The organism is Deinococcus apachensis DSM 19763 (assembly GCF_000381345.1).
GTDB classification, from domain to species: Bacteria; Deinococcota; Deinococci; order Deinococcales; family Deinococcaceae; genus Deinococcus; species Deinococcus apachensis.
Genome location: NZ_KB906400.1, coordinates 52,857 through 72,124 on the forward strand (window position 1 = coordinate 52,857; position 19,268 = coordinate 72,124).

17 protein-coding genes are annotated in these 19,268 nt (G+C 69.1%); 8 read left to right on the forward strand and 9 right to left on the reverse strand.

Annotated features, from left to right (window positions below; all coding sequences use genetic code 11):
- Positions 1–81: 81 nt before the first annotated feature.
- From F784_RS0107115 to F784_RS0107140, 6 genes are all read right to left on the reverse strand, one after another.
- Positions 82–1,053 (reverse strand): ABC transporter permease, encoded by a 972-nt coding sequence (locus F784_RS0107115; protein ID WP_019586031.1) that lies wholly within the window; start codon positions 1,051–1,053, stop codon positions 82–84.
- Positions 1,035–1,868: an ABC transporter permease gene (locus F784_RS0107120; protein ID WP_019586032.1), complete on the reverse strand. Its 834-nt coding sequence runs from the start codon at positions 1,866–1,868 to the stop codon at positions 1,035–1,037. Before F784_RS0107120 ends, F784_RS0107115 begins: the two co-directional genes overlap by 19 nt.
- A 44-nt stretch (positions 1,869–1,912) precedes the next feature.
- A complete protein-coding gene (locus tag F784_RS0107125) occupies positions 1,913–2,722 on the reverse strand; it encodes an ABC transporter ATP-binding protein (RefSeq protein ID WP_245557776.1) in 810 nt (269 codons plus the stop codon).
- A gap of 120 nt (positions 2,723–2,842) precedes the next feature.
- On the reverse strand, positions 2,843–4,207 hold the full coding sequence (gene hydA, locus F784_RS0107130; RefSeq protein ID WP_019586034.1) for a dihydropyrimidinase: 1,365 nt from the start codon (positions 4,205–4,207) through the stop codon (positions 2,843–2,845).
- A 129-nt stretch (positions 4,208–4,336) separates the two neighbouring features.
- Positions 4,337–5,716, reverse strand: coding sequence for an NAD-dependent dihydropyrimidine dehydrogenase subunit PreA (preA, locus tag F784_RS0107135; RefSeq protein ID WP_019586035.1), 1,380 nt, complete (start codon positions 5,714–5,716; stop codon positions 4,337–4,339).
- A 132-nt stretch (positions 5,717–5,848) separates the two neighbouring features.
- The gene (locus F784_RS0107140; protein WP_019586036.1) at positions 5,849–7,204 is read right to left on the reverse strand and encodes an NAD(P)-dependent oxidoreductase; all 1,356 of its coding nucleotides are present in this window, start codon (positions 7,202–7,204) and stop codon (positions 5,849–5,851) included.
- A gap of 497 nt (positions 7,205–7,701) precedes the next feature.
- Here F784_RS0107140 and F784_RS27515 point away from each other — a divergent pair, with 497 nt between their 5' ends.
- From F784_RS27515 to F784_RS27520, 3 genes are read left to right on the forward strand one after another with little or no spacing between them, the layout of a single operon-like run.
- Complete coding sequence (locus F784_RS27515; RefSeq protein ID WP_157465105.1) at positions 7,702–7,878, forward strand: SDR family NAD(P)-dependent oxidoreductase; 177 nt, start codon at positions 7,702–7,704, stop codon at positions 7,876–7,878.
- Complete coding sequence (locus tag F784_RS27775) at positions 7,875–8,033, forward strand: hypothetical protein (RefSeq protein WP_211211878.1); 159 nt, start codon at positions 7,875–7,877, stop codon at positions 8,031–8,033. The genes F784_RS27515 and F784_RS27775 overlap by 4 nt, the downstream gene beginning before the upstream one ends.
- The gene (locus tag F784_RS27520) at positions 8,030–8,419 is read left to right on the forward strand and encodes an SDR family NAD(P)-dependent oxidoreductase (protein ID WP_019586038.1); all 390 of its coding nucleotides are present in this window, start codon (positions 8,030–8,032) and stop codon (positions 8,417–8,419) included. The genes F784_RS27775 and F784_RS27520 overlap by 4 nt, the downstream gene beginning before the upstream one ends.
- Before the next feature lie 126 nt (positions 8,420–8,545).
- On the opposite strand, the gene F784_RS22490 is transcribed toward F784_RS27520, so the two are convergent.
- A complete protein-coding gene (locus tag F784_RS22490; RefSeq protein ID WP_083939158.1) occupies positions 8,546–9,661 on the reverse strand; it encodes a LacI family DNA-binding transcriptional regulator in 1,116 nt (371 codons plus the stop codon).
- Between the two features lie 371 nt (positions 9,662–10,032).
- Between F784_RS22490 and F784_RS0107155 the strand changes: the two genes are divergently transcribed.
- The 4 genes from F784_RS0107155 (at position 10,033) to F784_RS0107170 (ending at position 15,699) form a co-directional block, all read left to right on the forward strand.
- The gene (locus tag F784_RS0107155; RefSeq protein WP_019586040.1) at positions 10,033–12,024 is read left to right on the forward strand and encodes a beta-galactosidase; all 1,992 of its coding nucleotides are present in this window, start codon (positions 10,033–10,035) and stop codon (positions 12,022–12,024) included.
- Positions 12,021–13,142 (forward strand): glycosyl hydrolase 53 family protein, encoded by a 1,122-nt coding sequence (locus tag F784_RS0107160; protein WP_019586041.1) that lies wholly within the window; start codon positions 12,021–12,023, stop codon positions 13,140–13,142. Before F784_RS0107155 ends, F784_RS0107160 begins: the two co-directional genes overlap by 4 nt.
- Positions 13,143–13,186: 44 nt before the next feature.
- On the forward strand, positions 13,187–14,371 hold the full coding sequence (locus tag F784_RS0107165) for a sugar ABC transporter substrate-binding protein (protein ID WP_019586042.1): 1,185 nt from the start codon (positions 13,187–13,189) through the stop codon (positions 14,369–14,371).
- Positions 14,372–15,351: 980 nt separating this feature from the next.
- A complete protein-coding gene (locus F784_RS0107170) occupies positions 15,352–15,699 on the forward strand; it encodes a hypothetical protein (RefSeq protein WP_019586043.1) in 348 nt (115 codons plus the stop codon).
- Positions 15,700–15,844: 145 nt separating this feature from the next.
- Here the strand turns inward: F784_RS0107170 and F784_RS0107175 are convergent, their stop codons facing one another.
- A complete protein-coding gene (locus F784_RS0107175; protein ID WP_019586044.1) occupies positions 15,845–16,327 on the reverse strand; it encodes a MarR family winged helix-turn-helix transcriptional regulator in 483 nt (160 codons plus the stop codon).
- Positions 16,328–16,426: 99 nt separating this feature from the next.
- Here F784_RS0107175 and F784_RS0107180 point away from each other — a divergent pair, with 99 nt between their 5' ends.
- Positions 16,427–17,779, forward strand: a complete 1,353-nt coding sequence (locus tag F784_RS0107180) for an FAD-dependent oxidoreductase (protein WP_019586045.1) — start codon at positions 16,427–16,429, stop codon at positions 17,777–17,779.
- 194 nt (positions 17,780–17,973) lie between these two features.
- Here F784_RS0107180 and F784_RS0107190 read toward each other — a convergent pair whose 3' ends face one another.
- The gene (locus tag F784_RS0107190; protein ID WP_019586046.1) at positions 17,974–19,242 is read right to left on the reverse strand and encodes a sensor histidine kinase; all 1,269 of its coding nucleotides are present in this window, start codon (positions 19,240–19,242) and stop codon (positions 17,974–17,976) included.
- Positions 19,243–19,268 lie beyond the last annotated feature (26 nt).

Consider the following 19,268-nt stretch of genomic DNA (forward strand, 5'->3'; position numbering starts at 1 on the left):
GGAGGCGGGGACTTCCAGAGCTCCCCTGCGGAGGGGACGAACAGGCAAGGCGCCTAAGAAAAAGGTCCTTCCAACACTCCTTCACGAGTTCTCCGGCACCGGCGCGAACCGCCGCTCCAGCACGCTGATCAGCCCGAAGAACGCCAGCCCCACCACGCTCGCCAGCACGATGGCCGCCCACACGACGGCGAGGTTGAACCGCCCGACCTCGATCTGGATGCGGAAACCCAGCCCGTGCCCGGTCGTGCCGAAAAACTCCGCCACGATGGCCGAGATCAGGGCGAGGGTGCTCCCCACCTTGAGGGCGTTGAAGACGAAGGGGAGCGCGGTGGGCACCCGGACGTTCCGAAAGGTCTGCGAGGGGCTCGCCGCGTAGGTGTGCAGCAGGTCGAGGTGCAGGGGCTGCGCCGCTTGCAGGCCGCGCACGGCGTTCACGACGACCGGAAACAGCACCGTGATCGCCACGACGACCATCTTGCTCGGCCACTCCAGCCCCAATGCTTTCACCACCACCGGGGCGAGGGCCACGATGGGCACCGAGCTGAAGAGGGCCGCGTAGGGCAACAGCCCGCGTTCGAGGAAGCGGAAGCGCACCACCAGCAGCGCGAGGATCAGACCGATCAACGCCCCAACGACGAAGCCCAGCAGCGCTTCCAGCACGAAGGTGGAGAAGGTGTCCTGAAGAAGCACCGTCCGCGCCTCCCAGAGCGCGACGAGCACGCGGCTGGGGGTGGGGATCAGGCCCGCCGGAACGCCATAGGCCCGCAGCAGGACCTCGACCGCCAGCACGGCGAGCAACCCTGTGAGGGCGGCGGGAAGGAACCGGGCCGCCCGTCCTTCTCCCTGTGCCGCCGCACGGATGCCGAGGACGCCCAGGAGCAGCAGCGCCAGCACCCCCAGCAGCCAGGGCAGCGGGCGCTCGGGGGCGGTTCCCAACCGGGTCAGCCCGGCGGCGAGTCCCAGCAGGCCAAGGGTACTCAGCACCAGCGGGAGTGCCGCCCCCAGCCCCGGACGGCGGACCGCCCCGCGCCACGTCACCGCCCCGCTCGCCACGGCGTCACCACCCTTTCGAGAAGGCCGACCAGCGCGACCAGCCCCACCCCCAGCACCGCCCCGTAGGCCATGATGACCCACAGCGCGATGGTGTCCGACGCCCGTGAGTTCTCGGCGAGCATCTTGCCCAGCCCCGAAAAGGAGATGGTGCTGATCTCCGCCACGATGCTGCCCACCAGGGCCGCCGTCACCGCCACCTTGAGCGCCGTGAAGAGGTACGGCAGGCTGGCGGGCAGCCGGAGCTGGACGAACACCCGCCCCGGCGAGGCGCTATACGTCCGCATCAGGTCGAGTTGCAGCGCGTCCGGGCTCCGCAACCCCCGGCTCATCCCCACCGCGACGGGGAAAAAAGCGATGTACGCGGCGATGAGCGCCTTGGGCAGGAAACCCTGCACCCCGTACTGCCCCAGCAGCACCGCCAGCATGGGCGCGATGGCGACGATGGGCACCGTCTGGGACGCGACCAGCCAGGGCAGGGTGGCCCGCTCGAACGACCGGCTCAGCACCAGCAACGCCGCCAGGACCAGCCCCAGCCCGGTCGCCAGGACCAGCCCCAGCAGCGTTTCCCCGCCTGTCACGACGGCGTTGTACGGCGCGGAGGTGGGGGCGGTGGGCGGCACGCTGAGGGAGCGGAACCCCTGCACGAGTTGCCCCGGCGCGGGCAGCACCGGGTTTCTCAATTGAGTGGCGCAAGCAATCGCGTTGGGGCATCCCAGGTCCGCCCCGCTCGCCAGCGCCCGCGACGCCGGGCCGACATTCGCCCACAGCATCAGGGGGAGGTAGAGCAGGACGGCGACCACCAGCACGACCAGCATTGGGAGAAGGGACCCGGTGAGCCTTCCCCTTCTGGGCGCGGCGGTCATGCGTGCCCTTTCCGGAGGAGTTCGCGTACCTGGGTCATCAGCTCGAAAAAGCGCGGCAATTCGCGGGTGTCGTCCCCCCTGGGTTGGGGCAGGTCCACGTCCACCACGCTCTCAATCTTGCCGGGCCGGGCGGTCATCACCACCACCCGGGTGCTGAGGAACACCGCCTCGCTGATGCTGTGCGTCACGAAGATGACCGTCTTGCCCGTCTCGCGCCACAGCCGCAGCAGTTCGAGGTTCAGGTGCTCGCGCGTGATCTCATCGAGCGCCCCGAAGGGCTCGTCCATGAAGAGCAGCGGCGGGTCGAAGGCCAGCGCCCGGGCGATGCTCACCCGCTGCTGCATGCCGCCCGAAAGCTGCCAGGGGTAGCGCCGCTCGAAGCCTGAGAGCCCCACGAGGTTCAGCATCTCGCGGGCACGGGCCGCCCGGTCGCCGGGCACGTTCATCACCTCCAGCGGCAGCAGGACGTTGCTCAGCACCGTGCGCCACTCCAACAGCGCCGGGGCCTGGAAGACATACCCGTACTTGCGCTCCCGCCTCGCCTGCCCCGGCGGCTGTCCCCCAATCAGGATGGTTCCGGCGGTCGGTTGCACGAGGTCCGCCAGCAGCCGCAGCAGGGTCGTCTTGCCACATCCCGACGGCCCGATCAGGCTGATGAACTCCCCCCGCCCGATGTTCAGGTTCGCGTCCTGAAGGGCGACGGTTTGCCCACCCGGGTGCGGAAAGACCATCTGGAGGTCCCGGATGGCGACGATGGGCTCGGAGGAGGGGGGGTGAACGGCCTGGGAAGGAAGCACTTGTGTCACGGGGGCGCTCCTGTCAGAAAGACCTCAAGAACTGGGGGGTTTTGTCCTGTTCACCCTCCCTCCTGGCAGGAGAGAGTTGGGGAGAGGAAACGGGGGGCTACCCCTGGTCGCCCCTCCGCCTCACCGCCGCAGCAGTTGCCCCCGCCCCGGGTCCCCCACGAATTGCCCGCCCTCCACCGCCACCTCGCCGCGCACGGTCACCACGTCGGGCCGCCCGTCGATCTCCCAGCCCTCGAAGCCGCTGTAGTCGTTGTTCATGTGGCTTGTGCTCGCCGAGATGCGGCCCCGGTAGGCGGGGTCGTAGATCACGAGGTCGGCATCCGACCCCACGGCGATGGTGCCCTTGCGCGGGAAGAGCCCGAACAGCCTGGCCGCCTTCGTGCTCGCCGATTCCACGAAGCGGCTGAGACTCAGCCCGCCCCGGCTGACCCCGTAGGTGTAGAGCAGGTTCACCCGGTCCTCGATGGCGGGGATCCCGTTCGGAATCTTGGTGAAGTCGCCCTCGCCCATCGCCTTCTGGGCCACGTCGAAGGGGCAGTGGTCGGTGCCCACCGTATCGATCAGGCCCTGCTCCAGCGCCGTCCAGAGCGCCTGCTGATTGTGCTTCTCGCGCAGCGGCGGGCTCATGACGTACTTGGCGCCCTCCACTCCGGGGCGCTCGGCATAGGTCTTGTCCAGCAGGAAGTGCGGGATGACCGACTCGATATGGAGTCTCACTCCCCGCCGCTTGGCCTCCAGCGCCGCCTCCAGCGCCCGCTCGTTGGAAAGGTGAACCACATACCCCTCGGCTCCGGTCATCTCCAGGAAGGCGGCGAAGTGAGCCGTGCCCTCGGCCTCCACCCCCTCCGGGCGGCTGGGCTCGTGCCACTCGGGGCCGGTCTTGCCCTCAGCCAGCAGCTTGCGTTGCAACTGCGCCACCAGCTCCGCGTTCTCGCAGTGCGCCGTGACGACCACGCCGAGTTCGCGCGCCAGGGTGAGCACCCGGTAGAGCACGTCGTCGTCGATGCCGAAGGCGCCCTTGTAGGCCAGGAACACCTTGAAGGACTTCATGCCCCGGGCCACCAGGTCGCGCAGGGTGGCCTCCGTGTCGTCGTCCCAGCGGGTCACCCCGAGGTGGAAGGTGTAGTCGCAGGCGCTCTTTCCCTCGGCGAGCCCGGTCCACTTCTCCCAGCCCTCCCGCAGCGGCTCGCTCTGAGAGGGGGCGAGCATCTCGATGTAGGTGGTCGTCCCGCCGATCAGGGCCGCCTGGCTCGCCGTCGTGTGCGTGTCCTTGGCGAACGTTCCCATGAACGGCAGGTAAACGTGAACGTGCGGATCGATGAAGCCGGGAAAGACATACTTGCCGCTCGCGTCGATCACGCGGACGCCCTCAGGCGCGGTCAGCCCCTCCCCGATCTGGCTGATGGTCTCGCCCTCCACGAGGAGGTCGGCAGTGTAGTCGGCGTCGGCGGTGATGATGCGGCCATTTTTAATCAGCAGTGACATGCAGGTTGGTTCCCCCAGGGAATGAACGGTGGCACGGAAGGGTCAGCTCTCTGTTTCCTCCCCTCCTGATTGGCAAGGCCGGGTGGGGGTGAGCATGCCGGGAAGCCCATGCCGCTCGGCCATCCCCCTTCAGTGAATCTCGATCCCCGCCTCCGCCCGGTACGCCTCCATCGCGCCCCACTCCTGGGTCACGGCGGGGCGGGTGGCGGTGAGCTGATTCCAGGTGACGGACGGGCGACCACTGGGCACGCTGACCATCTCAATGCAGCCGTCCACTGGGCAGACGTTGGCGCACAGGGCACAGCCCACGCAGTCGGGCTCGCGGACGACCGGGGTGGAGCGACCCTGGGCAACCTGCTTCCCGCCGTCGTGGATATCGAAGCCAGGGTTGACCTTCACACCTTCCGGCGAGTACAGGTCGATGCACTGGTGGGCGGTGTCGTTGCAGGCCACATAACACAGGTCGCACTGGATGCACTTGTCGGGATCGATGCGCGCGACCGCCTGGTAGCCCAGGTCCAGCCCGCCGAAAGAGCTCATCTGCGGGAGGCTGCGGCCCGTCACGTCCGCGAGGGTGGCAAAGCCCTTGTCGTCCATCCAGTTGCTCAGGCCGTCCACGAAGTCCTCGATGATGCGGTAGCCGTAATGCATCGCCGCCGTGCAGACCTGGAGGGCCGACGCACCCAGCAGCAGGAACTCGGCGGCGTCGCGCCAGGTCTGGATGCCCCCCATGCCGCAGATCGGCACGCCGCTCTTCCGCACGGTGGGGTCACACATCAGCTCGCTGAGCATGTGCAGCGCGATGGGCTTGACCGCCGGGCCCGCGTACCCTCCGTGGGTGGCCTGCCCGCCGATGCTGGGGGTCACGAGCAGCGTGTCGAGGTCCACCTTCATCACGCTGTTGATCGTGTTGATGAGGCTCAGGGCGTGCGCCCCCCCCGCGAGCGCCGCGTGCGCCGGGTCGGTGATGTGGGTGACGTTGGGCGTGAGCTTCACGATGACGGGGAGGCGGGTCACGCTCGTCACCCAGTGGGTGTTGAGCTGGCACATCTCGGGCACCTGGCCCACCGCCGCGCCCATGCCGCGCTCGCTCATGCCCTGCGGGCAGCCGTAGTTCAGCTCGATGCCGTCGGCGCCCGTGTCCTCGATCTGCATGACGATCTCACGCCACGCCCTGGGGTCGGCGTCCACCATCGCGGAGACGATGAGCGCACGGTCGGGCCACATCCGCTTGACCTCGGCGATCTCGCGCAGGTTCACCTCCAGCGGGCGGTCGGAAATCAACTCGACGTTGTTGATGGCGACGAGCCGCTGCCCGCCCAGGGAGAGGCCCCCGTAGCGATTGGAGATGTTGAGCACCGGGGCGCCGATGGTCTTCCACACGGCCCCGCCCCAACCGTGCTCGAAGGCGCGGTGAACCTGCCTGCCGCTGTTCGTCGGCGGCGCGGAGGCCAGCCAGAAGGGGTTGGGCGCCCGGATGCCCGCGAAGTTCACGGAGAGGTCAGCCATAAGGGGTCTCCAGAAAGAGGGGGGCGTTATGGAACAAGAAAGGGGAGGCTGTCTTTTCCCCTCCCCCTTGAGGGGGAGGCCGGGTGGGGGTGAACCGTCGCAACGTCCCCACAATGCAAATCCTCAACACCACTAATCCGCCGCCACAGCCGAAGCACTCAGCGCCGCGTGAATGCTTGCCGCCGCCAGCTTGCCGTCCTGCACGGCCATGACGGTGCTCGCGCTGCCGCGCACCCGGATGCAGTCGCCGCCCGCGTAGACCCGGGGTTCGCTCGTTTGCAGGCCGTCGTCCACCCGGATGTAGCCGTTTTCGAGGGAGAGGCCCAGTGCCACCGCCAGGGCCGGTTTCTCCTGCCCGATGGCGGCGATCACCGTGTCGCAGCCGATCACGAACTCACTGCCGGGCACGGGTTCCGGGCGGGGGCGGCCCGAGGCGTCGGCCACACCCAGGCTCATCCGCACGCAGCGCAGACCGGTCACCTGGCCCCCCTCCACCTTCAACCCGACGGGCTGGGTCAGGAAGGTGAAGCGCACCCCCTCGTGCAGCGCGAACTCGTACTCGTGGCGGTAGGCGGTCATCTCATTCTCCGTGCGGCGGTAGACCATCTCCACCTCCGCGCCATGCCGCCGTCCCACCGTCGCGGCGTCGATGGCGGTGTTGCCCGCGCCGATGACGACGACCCGCTGACCCAGGGCGAGCGGTCCCACCTTCAGCCGCCAGGGCTCGACCTTGCTCGCCTCGATGACTTCCAGACCGTCCAGGACCGCCTCCTCGCCGGGGATGCCGAGGGCAGGGACGGCCCCTAGGCCGAGGCCGAGGAACACGGCGTCGTACTGCGAGAGAAGCACGTCGAGCCCCTCGCGGTCGGTCAATTCAACCCCGGTGCGGACCTCCACGCCGAGGGCCTGCACTGCCTCCACCTCGCGCAGGGACACCTCCACCGGCTCGCGCAGGCCGATGATGCCGTAGGTGCTCAGGCCGCCGCCGAGTTCGCGCCGCTCGAAGAGGGTGACCCGGTGCCCCAGCTTGGCGAGTTCGGCGCTGACGCTGATCCCCGCTGGGCCGCTGCCCACCACCGCCACGCTTCTCCCCGTCGGAGGCGAGGGGGTGAAGACCTGCACGCCCCGGTCGAAGATGTGGTCGGTCGCGTACCGCTGAAGCCGCCCGATCTGGATGGGCTGGTGGTCCTTGCCCAGCACGCAGGCTCCCTCGCACAGCTCCTGCACCGGGCAGACTCGGGCGCAGGTGGCGCCCAGAAAGTTGGCCTCCAGGATGACGCGGCCCGACCCCCGCAGGTTCCCGGTCGAAATCTTGCGGATGAAACTGGGGATGTCGATGTGGGTGGGGCAGGCCTGCAGGCACGGGGCGTCGTAGCAGTACAGGCAGCGGTTGGCCTCGACCGTCGCCTCGTGGGCGGTCAGTGGAGGCAGGGCCTCCTGAAAACGGTACACCTCTGGTTCGGAGACGGCCGGACTCGAACGTTCCATGACTGACCTCGCTTCTCTCAGGGGCGGGTCGGTTCGCGCCCTCACCGGAGCCGAATTAACCGAATATTGAGAATTCTAATGCGAGGTATGCATAGCGTCAAGCCGTCATGGAGGTTGACGGCTCAGCTTTTTGTCGAGGAGAAGAGTAAAACTAAGAGGAGGACGTTCTTTTGAACCCCGTGTTCAAGTCGGGTGACTCTTTCAAAGAAGACTGAGTGGCCGCCATGTTCTGTCTTATGGACAACACGATATGGACCCAGACCCGTCATAAAGAGAAGGTGGATTTTCCCTCCTTATGAACGAGGCCGTGAGGCTGAATGCTCGAGGTCCTTTCGCGGTCCTTCGGCTGCTGACGCGCCGTTCAGGAGGCCCAGCGGGGGCACGCGCCGCCGCGAAGGAACCCTCTTTGCGGCTCCGGGTTTCCCGGACGCGCCGAGCTCAAGGCCGGTCATCCCCCGGCTCACCCCGTTCTCCCCGCCGGGAAGAACCATGGGCGCATGGAAGTGAACGGCAAAGTAGTCCTGATTACCGGCGCCTCGGGCGGCATCGGCCTTGCCACCGCCTGCCTCCTCACGGAACGTGGGGCTCGCGTCGCCCTGGCCGCGCGGTCTGCCGATAACTCCGCGCCCTCGCCGCCGAGTTGCCCGGCGCCCTGGCACTGCCCACCGACGTGACCCATGACGACGCCGGGCGCCTAATGGTCGGGGACACTGTTGAGCACTTCGGCCGCCTGGACGTGCTCGTGAACAACGCCGGGCGGGGCATGCATACTTCGGTGGAGCGCGCGGAGCCGCGGGCCTCCGCGACCTGTTCCAGCTCAACGTCGTGAGCGCGCTGAACGCGATGCAGGCGGCCATTCCCCACATGCGGACCCAGGGTGGGGGCGTGATCGTGAACGTCAGCTCGGGGACCACACAGGCCATCCTGCCCGGGGTGGCGCCGTACTCCTCGACGAAGCACGCGCTGAACAACCTGTCGCTGGTCGCCCGCGCGGAACTCGCCCCGGACCACATCCGCGTGAGCGTGGTCTACCCCTTCATCACCGACACCGACTTTGCCCGCAACGCGGTGATGGCCGGGGAGGAGCGCAGGCAGGCGGGGCCGCTGCGGGGGGACCCACCGGAATACGCCGCGGGCCTGATCCTGGAGGCCATCGAGACCGGGGCCACCGAGGTGTACGCGGAGCAGGTGAGGCGGCTGTCACAGCGGGGGTGAGGCAGGCGGTCTGCGCGCCCCAGACCGGCCCACCCAAGCGCGGGCGTGGCGCGGTTGTCGGCCCCGTCCGCAGGTGGGGGTCCGGAACGCGCGCCTCCCTGAACACGTCCGTTCGCGGTTGAACGCTCAGGTCTGGCCCTGGACCTCCGGCCCGCCCCATCCCCCCACATGACGTTGCAGGAGTTGCAGAGCGTCCTGCAGCCGCAACCGCTCACCCGAACGGGGCGCGGCCGTGCTGGAGCGCACCACCAGCTCGGGGCGGGTCAACGTGATCTTCGGTGGGTCCTGCCCATGCAGCAGCGCCTTGAGGTGGTGAAAGGCCCGCTGGCCCAGGGTCGGGAAGTCCTGCCGGACGGTGGTCAGGGGGGGAATCAGCAGCGCACTCTCGGCCGTGTCGTCGTACCCGATGACCGACATGTCGCCGGGCACGCTCAGGCCGCGTTCCCACAGCGCCCGCAGGGCACCGACCGCCATCTGGTCGTTCCCCACCAGCAGGCCGGTGAAGTCCACCCCGGAGGCCAGCAGGGCCAGGGCCGCGCGGTACCCGCCCGCCGGGCTCCAGTCGCCCTCCTGCCCGGCCACGAGGGCGAGGCCGCGCTCGCGCAGCACCTCCTGCCAGCCCCGCAGGCGGGAATGTTCAGCCACCGCGTCCTGGGGGGCGTGAATGCAGGCGAGCCGGGTGTGGCCCAGGTCCACCAGATGCCGGGCGGCCAGCACGGCGCCGTGATACTGGTCCAGCAGCGCCGCACTCACGGGAGCGTCGGTGGGCACGTCCATAAAGACGCAGGGCAGCTCGGGAAACCGGCGGGCGATCTCGGCGGCGTCCGCACCGCTCAGCGACGCGTTGATGAGGACACCATCGACCTGGCGCTCCTTGAGGGTCCGCACCGTCTGCGTGACCCGGCCCAGGCCGTAGCCGGGCACGATGGAGACGACCAGGCTGAACCCCGCCTCCCGCGCCGCCCGCTCGATGCTGGAGGTGAGCTGCGAGGGGGCGTGCAGCGAGATGTCGTTGGTGGCAAACCCGATGGAATGGCTCCGCTGCCGCGCCAGCCCCTGGGCCAGCCGGTTGGGGACATAGTTCAGTTGCCCCACCGCCTCCATGACCCGGGCTCGGGTGCGGGCCGCCACGGGTCCCTGGTTGTTGACGACGCGCGAGACGGTCTGCTGAGACACCCCGGCCACCTCGGCCACATCCGCCAACGTCGCCGCCTTGCCCCCCGTCTTCCCCGGTGCCCCCATAGATGTTAAGGCTAACACACAGACTCGTGTGGTGGCGACCGGAGGAGTTACACCTCCACTACCCGTCTTTCTTCCATTCCTGAGGCCTCCCCAGCCCGCGCATACATCGAGATGAGCGAGGCCAATCTTTACCTCCCAGACGAATATCTCAGACAGTCATTCAGGAGTGCGCCGAACCCCTCGCGGGGAAAGAAGAGCGGCCACCCCCGCAAGGTAATTCGGCACACGAGTGTTAGCCTTAACATCCCCTAGTTTTTGGCTGTCAACTCGTTCCAGAAGAGGCTCCCCAGCCCTGCTTCACCACGGCGCCTGTGCCGTGATTCGGCGCGACCGCTCCTTCGTGGCGGTCCGCGGAGGTGTCTATGCCCCGAATGCCCCCCCTCCCCCCCTCCCACCTCGAACTGGGCGTCTGCGATTACCCGGAACACGTGCCGCAGAGCCGCTGGCGTGAGTACGCCCGGGCGCAGAAAGCCCTGGGCCTGCGGTTCGTGCGCCTCGCGGAGTTCGCCTGGAGCCGCCTGGAACCCCGGCCCGGGGAGTACGACTGGCGCTGGCTGGATGAGGCGGTCGAGACCTACGCGGCGGCGGGCCTCCAGGTGGTGTTGTGCACGCCCACCGCCGCGCCTCCGGCCTGGCTGGCCGAGCGTCACCCGGACATCCTGCCCGCCGGGCGTGACGGGCGGGTGAAGACCTTCGGCTCACGGCGGCACTACGACCCCTCCAGCCCGGTCTTCCGCGAGTTCTCCCGCCGGATCACCCGGGCGATGGCCGGGCGGTACGGCGAGCATCCCGCGGTCGTCGGCTGGCAGACCGACAACGAGTTCGGCTGGGGCGACACCGCGCAGAGCTACACCCCGGCGGCCGCCGCGGCCTTCCGGGATTGGCTCAGGGAGCGCTACCGCACGCCCGACGCCCTGAACGAGGCCTGGGGCAACGTCTTCTGGAGCATGGAGTACAGCGACTGGGGTCAGATTCCGCTGCCGGGTCAGGCGGTGGCCGAGGTCAACCCGGCCCACGCCCTGGACTTCCTGCGCTTTTCCAGCGACCAGATCGCCGAATTCCAGGAGGAGCAGGTCGCCATCCTGCGCGAGTGCTCGCCGGGGCGCTTCGTGACCCACAACTACATGGGCTTTTTCAGCGGGTTCGACCACTACCGGGTGAGCCGGTGCCTGGATTTTGCCAGTTGGGACAGCTACCCGACCGGAACCCTGGAGGCCGTGCGGGAATGGGGGCTGGCGGAGCCGGGGTTGATGCTGGACTTCGCCCGGACGGGTCACCCGGATGTCACGGGCTTCAACCACGACCTGTACCGGGGAATGGTGAAAGGCGCCGCAAGGCAGGCTTCTGCTCCCGGCTTCTGGGTGATGGAGCAGCAGTGCGGGCCGGTGAACTGGGCGCCGTCCAACCCCCTGCCCGCCAGGGGTGCGGTGGAACTCTGGACCACCCAGGCATGGGCGCACGGGGCGGACGTGGTGAGTTACTTCCGCTGGCGGGCGGCGACCATGGCGCAGGAGGTCCTGCACTCGGGCCTCCTGCGCCACGACGAGCGGCCCGACCGGGGGTACGCGGAGGTCGCGGCGCTGAACACGGCGCAGTTCCCGACTGGGGAGGTCCCCGCCCGGGTCGCCCTGCTGCACGACTACGAGAGCCTGTGGCTGTACAACCTGCAGCCCCACGCCGAGGGGATGAACTACTGGGCGCAGACCTTCGCCTACTACCGCGCCCTGCGGTCGCTGGGCATGGACGTGGACCTCCTGCACCCGGACAGCGACCTGAGCGGCTACGCGGTGATCGTCGCCCCGGCCCTGACGCTGATGACGCCGGAGCGCGCCCAGCACCTGGCGCAGGCGGCGGAACACGCCCAGATCGTCTTCGGCCCCCGCACGGCCTTCCGCACCGCGTCGGGTCGCACCCCGGAGGACGGACAGTTCGGCCCGCTGAGCCGCCTGATCGGCGCGCGGCTCCAGAACTACGACAGCCTCCCCGTGGGGCTCGGGCAGACCGTCCACCTGGGCAGCGAACCCCACACGGCCCGTCGCTGGGCCGAGAGTTACGACCCTGAGGGCGCCGCCGTCCTGGCCCGCTACGTCGGGGGACCGCTGGACGGCGAGGCCGCCGTGATCCGGCACGGGAACGTCACCGTGATCGGGGCGCACAGCGAGACGCTGATCGCCGGGGTGCTGGAGGAGCGGCTGAACGCGGCGGGGCTTGAACCCACGCGGCTGCCCGAGGGGGTCCGCCTCTCGCGGCGGGGCGGGATCACGCTGCTTCAGAACTGGAACGCCTCCGCCCAGACCTGGCAAGGCGAGGTGCTGGCCCCCGTCAGCACGCGCCTTCTGGGCACCGTCAAGGAGTCAGTATGAACAAGATCGGCGCGGCAACCCTGCTTCTCACCCTCACGGCTGGCCTGAGCGCCTGCACCCAGGTGACCATCCCGGAGGCCACCGGAGACACCTGGATTCGGGGCCTGGACGTGTCGGAGGCCCGCGAGGCGGAGGCGGCGGGCGTCCAGTTCAGGGACCGGGACGGCACGGTCAAGCCCGCCCTCCAGATCGTCAGGGACCACGAGTACAACTGGGTGCGCGTGCGCCTGATGATCGACCCGGACGTGAAGGCCTACGGGCTGGCGCAGGACCTGCCCTACGTGAAGGCGGTGATGCGGGACGCCAAAAAGCAGAACCTGAAGGTGCTGCTCGACCTGCACTACTCGCACTGGTGGGCCGACCCCGGCAACCAGTGGACGCCCGAGCGCTGGAAGGGCCAGGACCTGACCACGCTGAGCGCCTCGGTCTACGACTACACCCGGGATGTCATCACCCAGCTTCGCGACCAGGACACCCCGCCGGACATGGTGCAGATCGGCAACGAGATCAACGCCGGGATGCTGTGGGAGACGGGCCGCCTGAAGTGGGAGTCCGGGCAGCTCACGACGGGCAGCATGGCCGCCCTGGTGCGGCTGACCAACGCCGGGGCGACGGCGGTACGCGACGCCAGCGGAGGTCGGGACCGGATGCCGCCCATCATGGTCCACATCGCCAAGACCGGGGACGCCGCCGCGACCGTGGCCTGGTACCGGGCCTTCATCGACGCCGGGGGCTGGGTGGACGTGATCGGCCTCTCGTACTACCCGAGCTGGCACGGCGACTTCTCGGGGCTGGGCGAGACCATCCGGGCGCTGCGGAGCAACTTCACCCAGACCAAGGTCTATGTGGCCGAGACCGCCTATTACTGGGACAAGAACCAGGTCGGGACCACCAACCTGCCCTATCCCGAGACCCCGCAGGGTCAGTACGACTTTCTCCAGGCCCTGACGCCCGTGGTGAAGGACGCCGGGGGGAGCGGCATCTTCTACTGGGGGGCCTTCTGGTCGCAGAGCAGCCGGTGGCTGAATGCCCCCGGCTGGAAGGACGACGACGCCTCGCGCCGCTCGCTCTTCGACGACGATGCCCGCGCGACAGTCGGCATCGACGGTCTGAAGTAAGCCCGAAACCGGAGAACCCCGGCCTGCAACTCAAGGAGAGTGCCATGAAGAACATGCTCGTTCTGATGTCCCTGGCCCTGGCGGGGAGCGCCAGCGCCGCCACCCTCACCGTCTGGAGCCACTTCACGGACGCCGCCGAGCTGGCCTGGCTGCGTGCCCAGGCGGACGCCTTTGCCAAGGCCACCAGCAACAAGGTGAGTATCGTCAGCGTGCCGCTCGACCAGATCCCCGACAAGCTGATTCAGTCCGCCCCCAAGGGCCAGGGGCCGGACATGGTCGTCACCCTCCCGCAGGACCGGCTGGGTCAGCTCGCCGCGGCGGGCGTCGTCGAGCCGATGGACAAGTACGTCGTGAGCAAGGCGGACCTCGACCGCACCGCCGTGCAGGCCCTGACCTACCGGGGCAGGCTCTTCGGGCTGCCCATGTTCGCCGAGTCCGTCGCGCTGATCTACAACAAGAAGCTGGTCCCCAAGGCCCCCACCACCTGGAACGAGTTCATCAGCGCGGCCCAGAAGAACACCGGGAACGGCCGGTTCGGCTTCCTGGTCGACCTCACCAACGCCTACGCCAACTACGGCTTTTTCAGCGCCTACGGGGGCTACATCTTCAAGAACAGCGGCGGCACCCTGAACGTGAAGGACGTGGGGATCGCCAACAGCGGGGCCCTCAAGGCCGTCTCCCTCATGAACGACCTGCGCTACAAGTACAAGCTGGTGCCCGAGGGTGTGTCCGCCGACGCCGCCAAGAGCGCGTTCCTGGACGGGCGGCTGGCGATGGTCGTGACCGGCCCCTGGGACATGGGCGACATCAAAAAGGCCGGGATCGACTACGGCATCACCACCATCCCGGCGCCTCCCGGGGCCAGCGCGAAATGGGGGCCGTTCGTCGGTGTGCAGGGCGTCGTCCTGAACGCCTACAGCAAGAACAAGAGTGCGGCGGCGCAGTTCGCCAGGGCGCTGGTCAACGGTCCGGCCCAGTTCGCCTTCAACCAGGCGGGCGGGCGCATTCCGGTGAGCCTCGCCGCCCGCACCCGGCTGAAAGCCGACCCGGTGGTGACGGGCTTCAGCCGGGCGATCTCGGTGGGAACACCGATGCCCAACGTGCCCGAGATGGGGGCGGTCTGGGGGCCGTGGGGCAATGCCGTCGCCCAGAGCGTGCAAAAGCCCAATCCCAACTACGCCTCGGTCCTCAATGCCGCGCTGAAGGAGATCAAGGGCAACATCAAGTAAGACCAATTCGCGCTGACTCCAGAACATCCGGGCACAACACCGGATGTTCTTGCGTGGCCCGGGGCTCGGGGACGGCCCCTCGCCTTTCTTGCGAGAAGCGGCGGAGGCTCACCCGCTCCCGGTCCCTCGCCGCACTTCGGTCCTTCCTTCTTCTCGCGGCGCTCGCCCCTCGCCCTCGACTCACCTGAAGTGGGGATGACCCGCCCACGGCTCAACCCGTCGACTTCTCCGGCCTTGCAGGTGCAAGCGCCGCTTGGACACCTGAAGGGCACGCCCCGCTCAGGATGTTCCGGGCCGTGTTCGCGGCGTCCTCCGTGAGCCCGCAGGCCTCGCGGGCGCCCCTCGTCCGGCGGGAGCGTGCCGACCGCCCAACGCCTCGGCCTGCTTGCCGCCGTGTGGTCACAACTGGCCCCGACCAGGGGAACCCGGCGGGGTGGCCCTCTCCCACCTGCTAGCCTCCTGAACACCGATGGTCCCGTTTCGCGCCGAGCCGCTGCCCTCCCCCGTGCCCCGAGGTCCGGCATGACCCGTTCCGGCGGCTGGAGGCCCGGCGCAGTGCCCGCGGGGTGGACGCCCGCCTGCGTGACCGGGGCCCTGGGGCTCTTTCTGGACTCGCTGGAGGCCCACCCACCCGGCCGGATGGCTCATCGGCGCCCGGCCGCACAGCCTGGGAGCTGGTGCAGAAGGCGCTGGAAGAGACCACGGTGGTGCCCGGTGCATTGGAGGTGCCGGGTTCAAGATGAGGAGCGGGGCGGACGAAATGTGCGGGGGAGCGGCGTGAGCCTCATCCACCTGCCCGTGTGGTGGGAATTACCCACCTGGGGCGGACAGACCGCAATTCAGCACGCAGGTCTGGTCCTGCTGTCAACAGCAACGGCCGGACGTGACAGGCCAGCCCTGGAGGCCCGACCCATGATGACCACCCCTGATCCCGACCACCGTGTGCGCCAGCCTGCCCCACACCACCCGCGGAGGGCCCGGTGAAAAAGCTCCTCGCGCTCGTCGCCCTGTCCCTGACCCCGGCGTGGGCGGCCCAGCCCCTGAGCCCCCGCGCCAGCACCCTGTTTCATGCCCTCCTCAAGGACACGGCCATGCGGCAGGTCAAGTGCCCGGGTGGGCTGGGCGGATCAGGCACGGCCTGCGCGACCAGTCCCCGGGGCAAGGCCGCCTTGCAGGCCAGGATCGGGAAATGGCCCCGCTGGAAACAGACCGACCCCTGGGTCAAGGACGGGGCCTCCTTCACGAGTGACGGGAAGGACCTTTACGTCGTGTCGGTCTTCAAGAACGTCAGCGGCCCGGGCTCGCTGCTGGTGTTCACCGAGTTCTAGGAGAAGACGGCCGCTCGGGGCGCCATCCACGAATGTCCTGGTGAGGCCTGCCCCCACGTTTCCGCCCGCCTGACGCCCGCGGGGCGGCCCAACACGCCCAGAGGAGCCCAAGACCCGGGCGACACCCCTTTGGCTGTGGGCACCCCTAGCCCACCGAGGCCTCCTCGCGCAGTCTGGCGGTCTGCTCCTTCATCAGCTGGGTGCCTGCCACGACGAATTCAAGGATGGTTTCGAGCTGCTCGTCGCTGAAGCGCTCCAGCAGCCGCCCGGTCGCGCCCCCCAGCGAGGCGAACAGGGCTTCCAGGGTCTTCATCCGCTCGGGGTCCTCGGTCGTCCGCACGACCACCCGCCGCCGGTCGGCGGGGTCCTTGACCCGTTCCACCAGGCCGCTCCGCTCCAGCCGGTCGATGACCCCGGTCACGGCCCCGGTGGTCAGCGCCATCAGCTCGGCCAGCTCCCCGGCGGTGACCGGGCCGGTGTCCCGCAGCAGCCCAGCAGCCTTGAGATCGGTGGGATTGAGCCCCAACCGCGCCGCCTGGGCCTGGTGAAAGATCACCGTCCAGGTGCTGTTGCGGCTGATCTCCTCGAAAAAGCGCCCGACCAGTTCCTCCCGCTTGCGTCTTGACATCGGCCCCCTCTTCGCTTACTTTCTAAGTATCTTAGTTACTAAGATACTTAGATACCCGTCTGCTGGCGCCCTAAGAGTCTAAGTCCGAAGGGGGAAAGTATGCCCGAGCCTCTGCGCGTCCTCATCGTCGGGGCCGGAACCGGCGGGCTCTGCCTGGCCCACGGACTGAAACGGGCGGGCATCCGCGTGACGGTGTTTGAGCGCGACCGGACCCGGAGCGACGGCCTCCAGGGTTACCGGGTGGGGATCAGCCCGGGGGGCAGCCAGGCACTCGCGGCGTGCCTGCCCCCCGAGCTGTTTCACACCTTCGTCGCCACCTGCGCCCGCACGCCCCGGTATTTCAACCTGCTCACGGAGGGGATGGCGGAACTCCTCTCGCTGTCCCTGTCCCCCGAGGAGGACCCGCTGCAAAGCGAGAAGTCGGTGAGCCGGATGACCCTGCGCCAGGTCCTGCTCACCGGGCTGGAAGACACGGTGCAGTTTGGCAAGACCTTCGCCCGTTACCAGTCGGGCCCGGACGGCACCGTTACGGCCTTTTTCGAGGACGGGAGTTCGGCCACCGGGGACCTCCTCGTGGCGGCGGACGGCACGAATTCGAGGATCCGGCGACAGTACCTGCCCCAGGCGCGGTTGGAGGACTCCGGCATCCTGGCGGTCGGGGCCAAGGTGCCGCTCACGTGGGAGACCCGGCGCCTGCTCCCGCCCCGGGTGCTGGAGGGCATCTCGATGGTCCTCGCGCCGAGGGGGTACAGCCTGATCCTGCACGTGATGGAGTTCAGCTGGGACCGCCAGGGGGTCAGGTCCGGCATCGGCGGCAACGACGCCGAGCTGATCCGCCGCTGGCCGGGCCTGCTCTACGACAACACCACCGACTACATCATGTGGGGCTTCTCGGGCGCGCGCCAGAACTTCCCGGTCGACCCCCAGGGATTGCGGGGCCCGGCGCTCGTGGACCTCGTCCGTGGTATGACCCCCGGCTGGCACCCGGACCTGCGGGAACTCTTCCGCCTCAGCGACCCGGGCACGGCCTTCCCCATCAACATCCGCACCTCGGTGCCCCAGGGCCCCTGGGCGCCGGGCCGCGTCACGCTGCTGGGCGACGCCATCCACACCATGACCCCCGGGCGCGGGATCGGGGCGAACACCGCGCTGCGCGACGCGGCGCTGCTGTGCCGAAAGCTGGCGGCAGTCCGGGACGGGGCCCTGCCCCTCCTGGCGGCGGTCGGCGAGTACGAGGCCGAGATGCGCGAGTACGGCTACCGGGCGGTGCTCGACTCCCGGGCGCAGATGGACGGGCGCGGCCCCCTCCACCGCCCCATTATCGGGAGCCTGATGCTGGGCATGACGCGCACCGGGCTGCGGCTCGTCAATGCCGTGCCCCCCCTCAAGCGCCGCATGACCGAGAACCTGACCCGCCCCCGGGGCGCGCGGCGGGAGGCCGGGGGCGCTTAGGACGCTTTGCGGCCCCAGGATGGGGGCACGGGGCTGTGTCAGGAACAAAGAGCCGTCAGTCACGCCCTCGCCCCACGTGCCGGTCGGGGTGCGCCCCGGCCTCAGGCCAGCGCCGAGGAGCGGGTGCCGGGCACGGTCGGGCGCCCGTTGCAGATGTTCGGGTCGATCAAGATGCGCTCGCTCATGCCCCGCGGTCAGGCCTGGGCACCACCATGACCGGAAGAGACCGCCTCTTCTCCGGCGCTGCTCCCCTGGCCGTTCCCACAACCTTCGTCCTGGGCCGCCCCCACCTCCGCGGCGGGCAGGGTGAAGCGCACGGTCGTTCCCCGGCCCGCGTGCGGCTCGATCCAGATGCGCCCGCCGTGGCGCTCCACGATCTTCTTGCACACCGCCAGACCGATGCCGTTGCCCCCCGTGAGGGTGCGGCTGTGCAGGCGCTGGAACATCACGAAGACCTTTTCCGCGTGCTTCGGCGCGATCCCGATGCCGTTGTCGGACAGGGCGAACTGCACCCAGCCGCCTTGTGCCCGCGCCCGCAGCGACACCTCCAGCGGCTCGTCCGCGCGGAACTTGATCGCGTTGCCCAGCAGGTTGGTCAGGAGCTGCCGGACCTGCGCGGCGTTCGCGCACACCGGGGGCACCTCGCCGCACTCCGGGCGCGCGTCCTCCGGCCAGGGCAGCGACAGGCACACCTCGTCCCACACCTGGCGCAGGTCGAGGCGGGCCAGGGGCGGGCGGGCCGTCACGTTGGAGAGCGTGAGCACGTCCCGCACGAGTTGCCGGGCGCGAAACACCTGCTCGTTGATGTGCATCAGGTAGGTGTCCGCGCGCTCGTCGAGCTGCCTACCCTGGTAGCGGTGGCGCAGGAGGTCGGCGTAGGCGCCCAGGATGCGAAGGGGTTCTTGCAGGTCGTGCGAGGCGACGTACGCGAACTGCGCGAGGTCCCGGTTGCGGTCCTCCAGCTCGGCGTTCTTGAGTTCCAGGGCCAGGTTGCTGGCCTCGACCTCGCGGGTGCGCTCCTCCACCCGCACCTCCAGCGTCCGGTTCAGCTCGCGCACCTCCAGCTCGGCCCGCTTGCGCCGGGTGATGTTCTCGTGCGCGACGACCGCATACCGCTCGCCGTCCTGCACAAAGCAGGTGACGCGCGCCGCGAAGTAGCGCTGCTCGGTCGGGGAGTGGCAGGGGTATTCCAGCTCGAACAGCGCCTGCTCGCCCGCCAGGACTGACCGGATGCCCGCGGCGATGCTGAGGGCGTCCTCACGGTCCTCGCCCCAGGAGCCCTCGCACACCTCCAGGTAGTTGCTGCCCACATCGTCCCCGCCGCCATTCTCGCGCGCAAAGGCCCGCCAGGCCGCATTGACCGCGAGGATCTCGCCCCGGGCGTTCAGGATGGCGACGTTGGCCGAAAGCGCGTCGAAGGCCGCGCTGACATATCGGCTCGGCGACGCCGGGGAACGGGTCATGCCGTCACGCTAGCACCCAGGGCGTG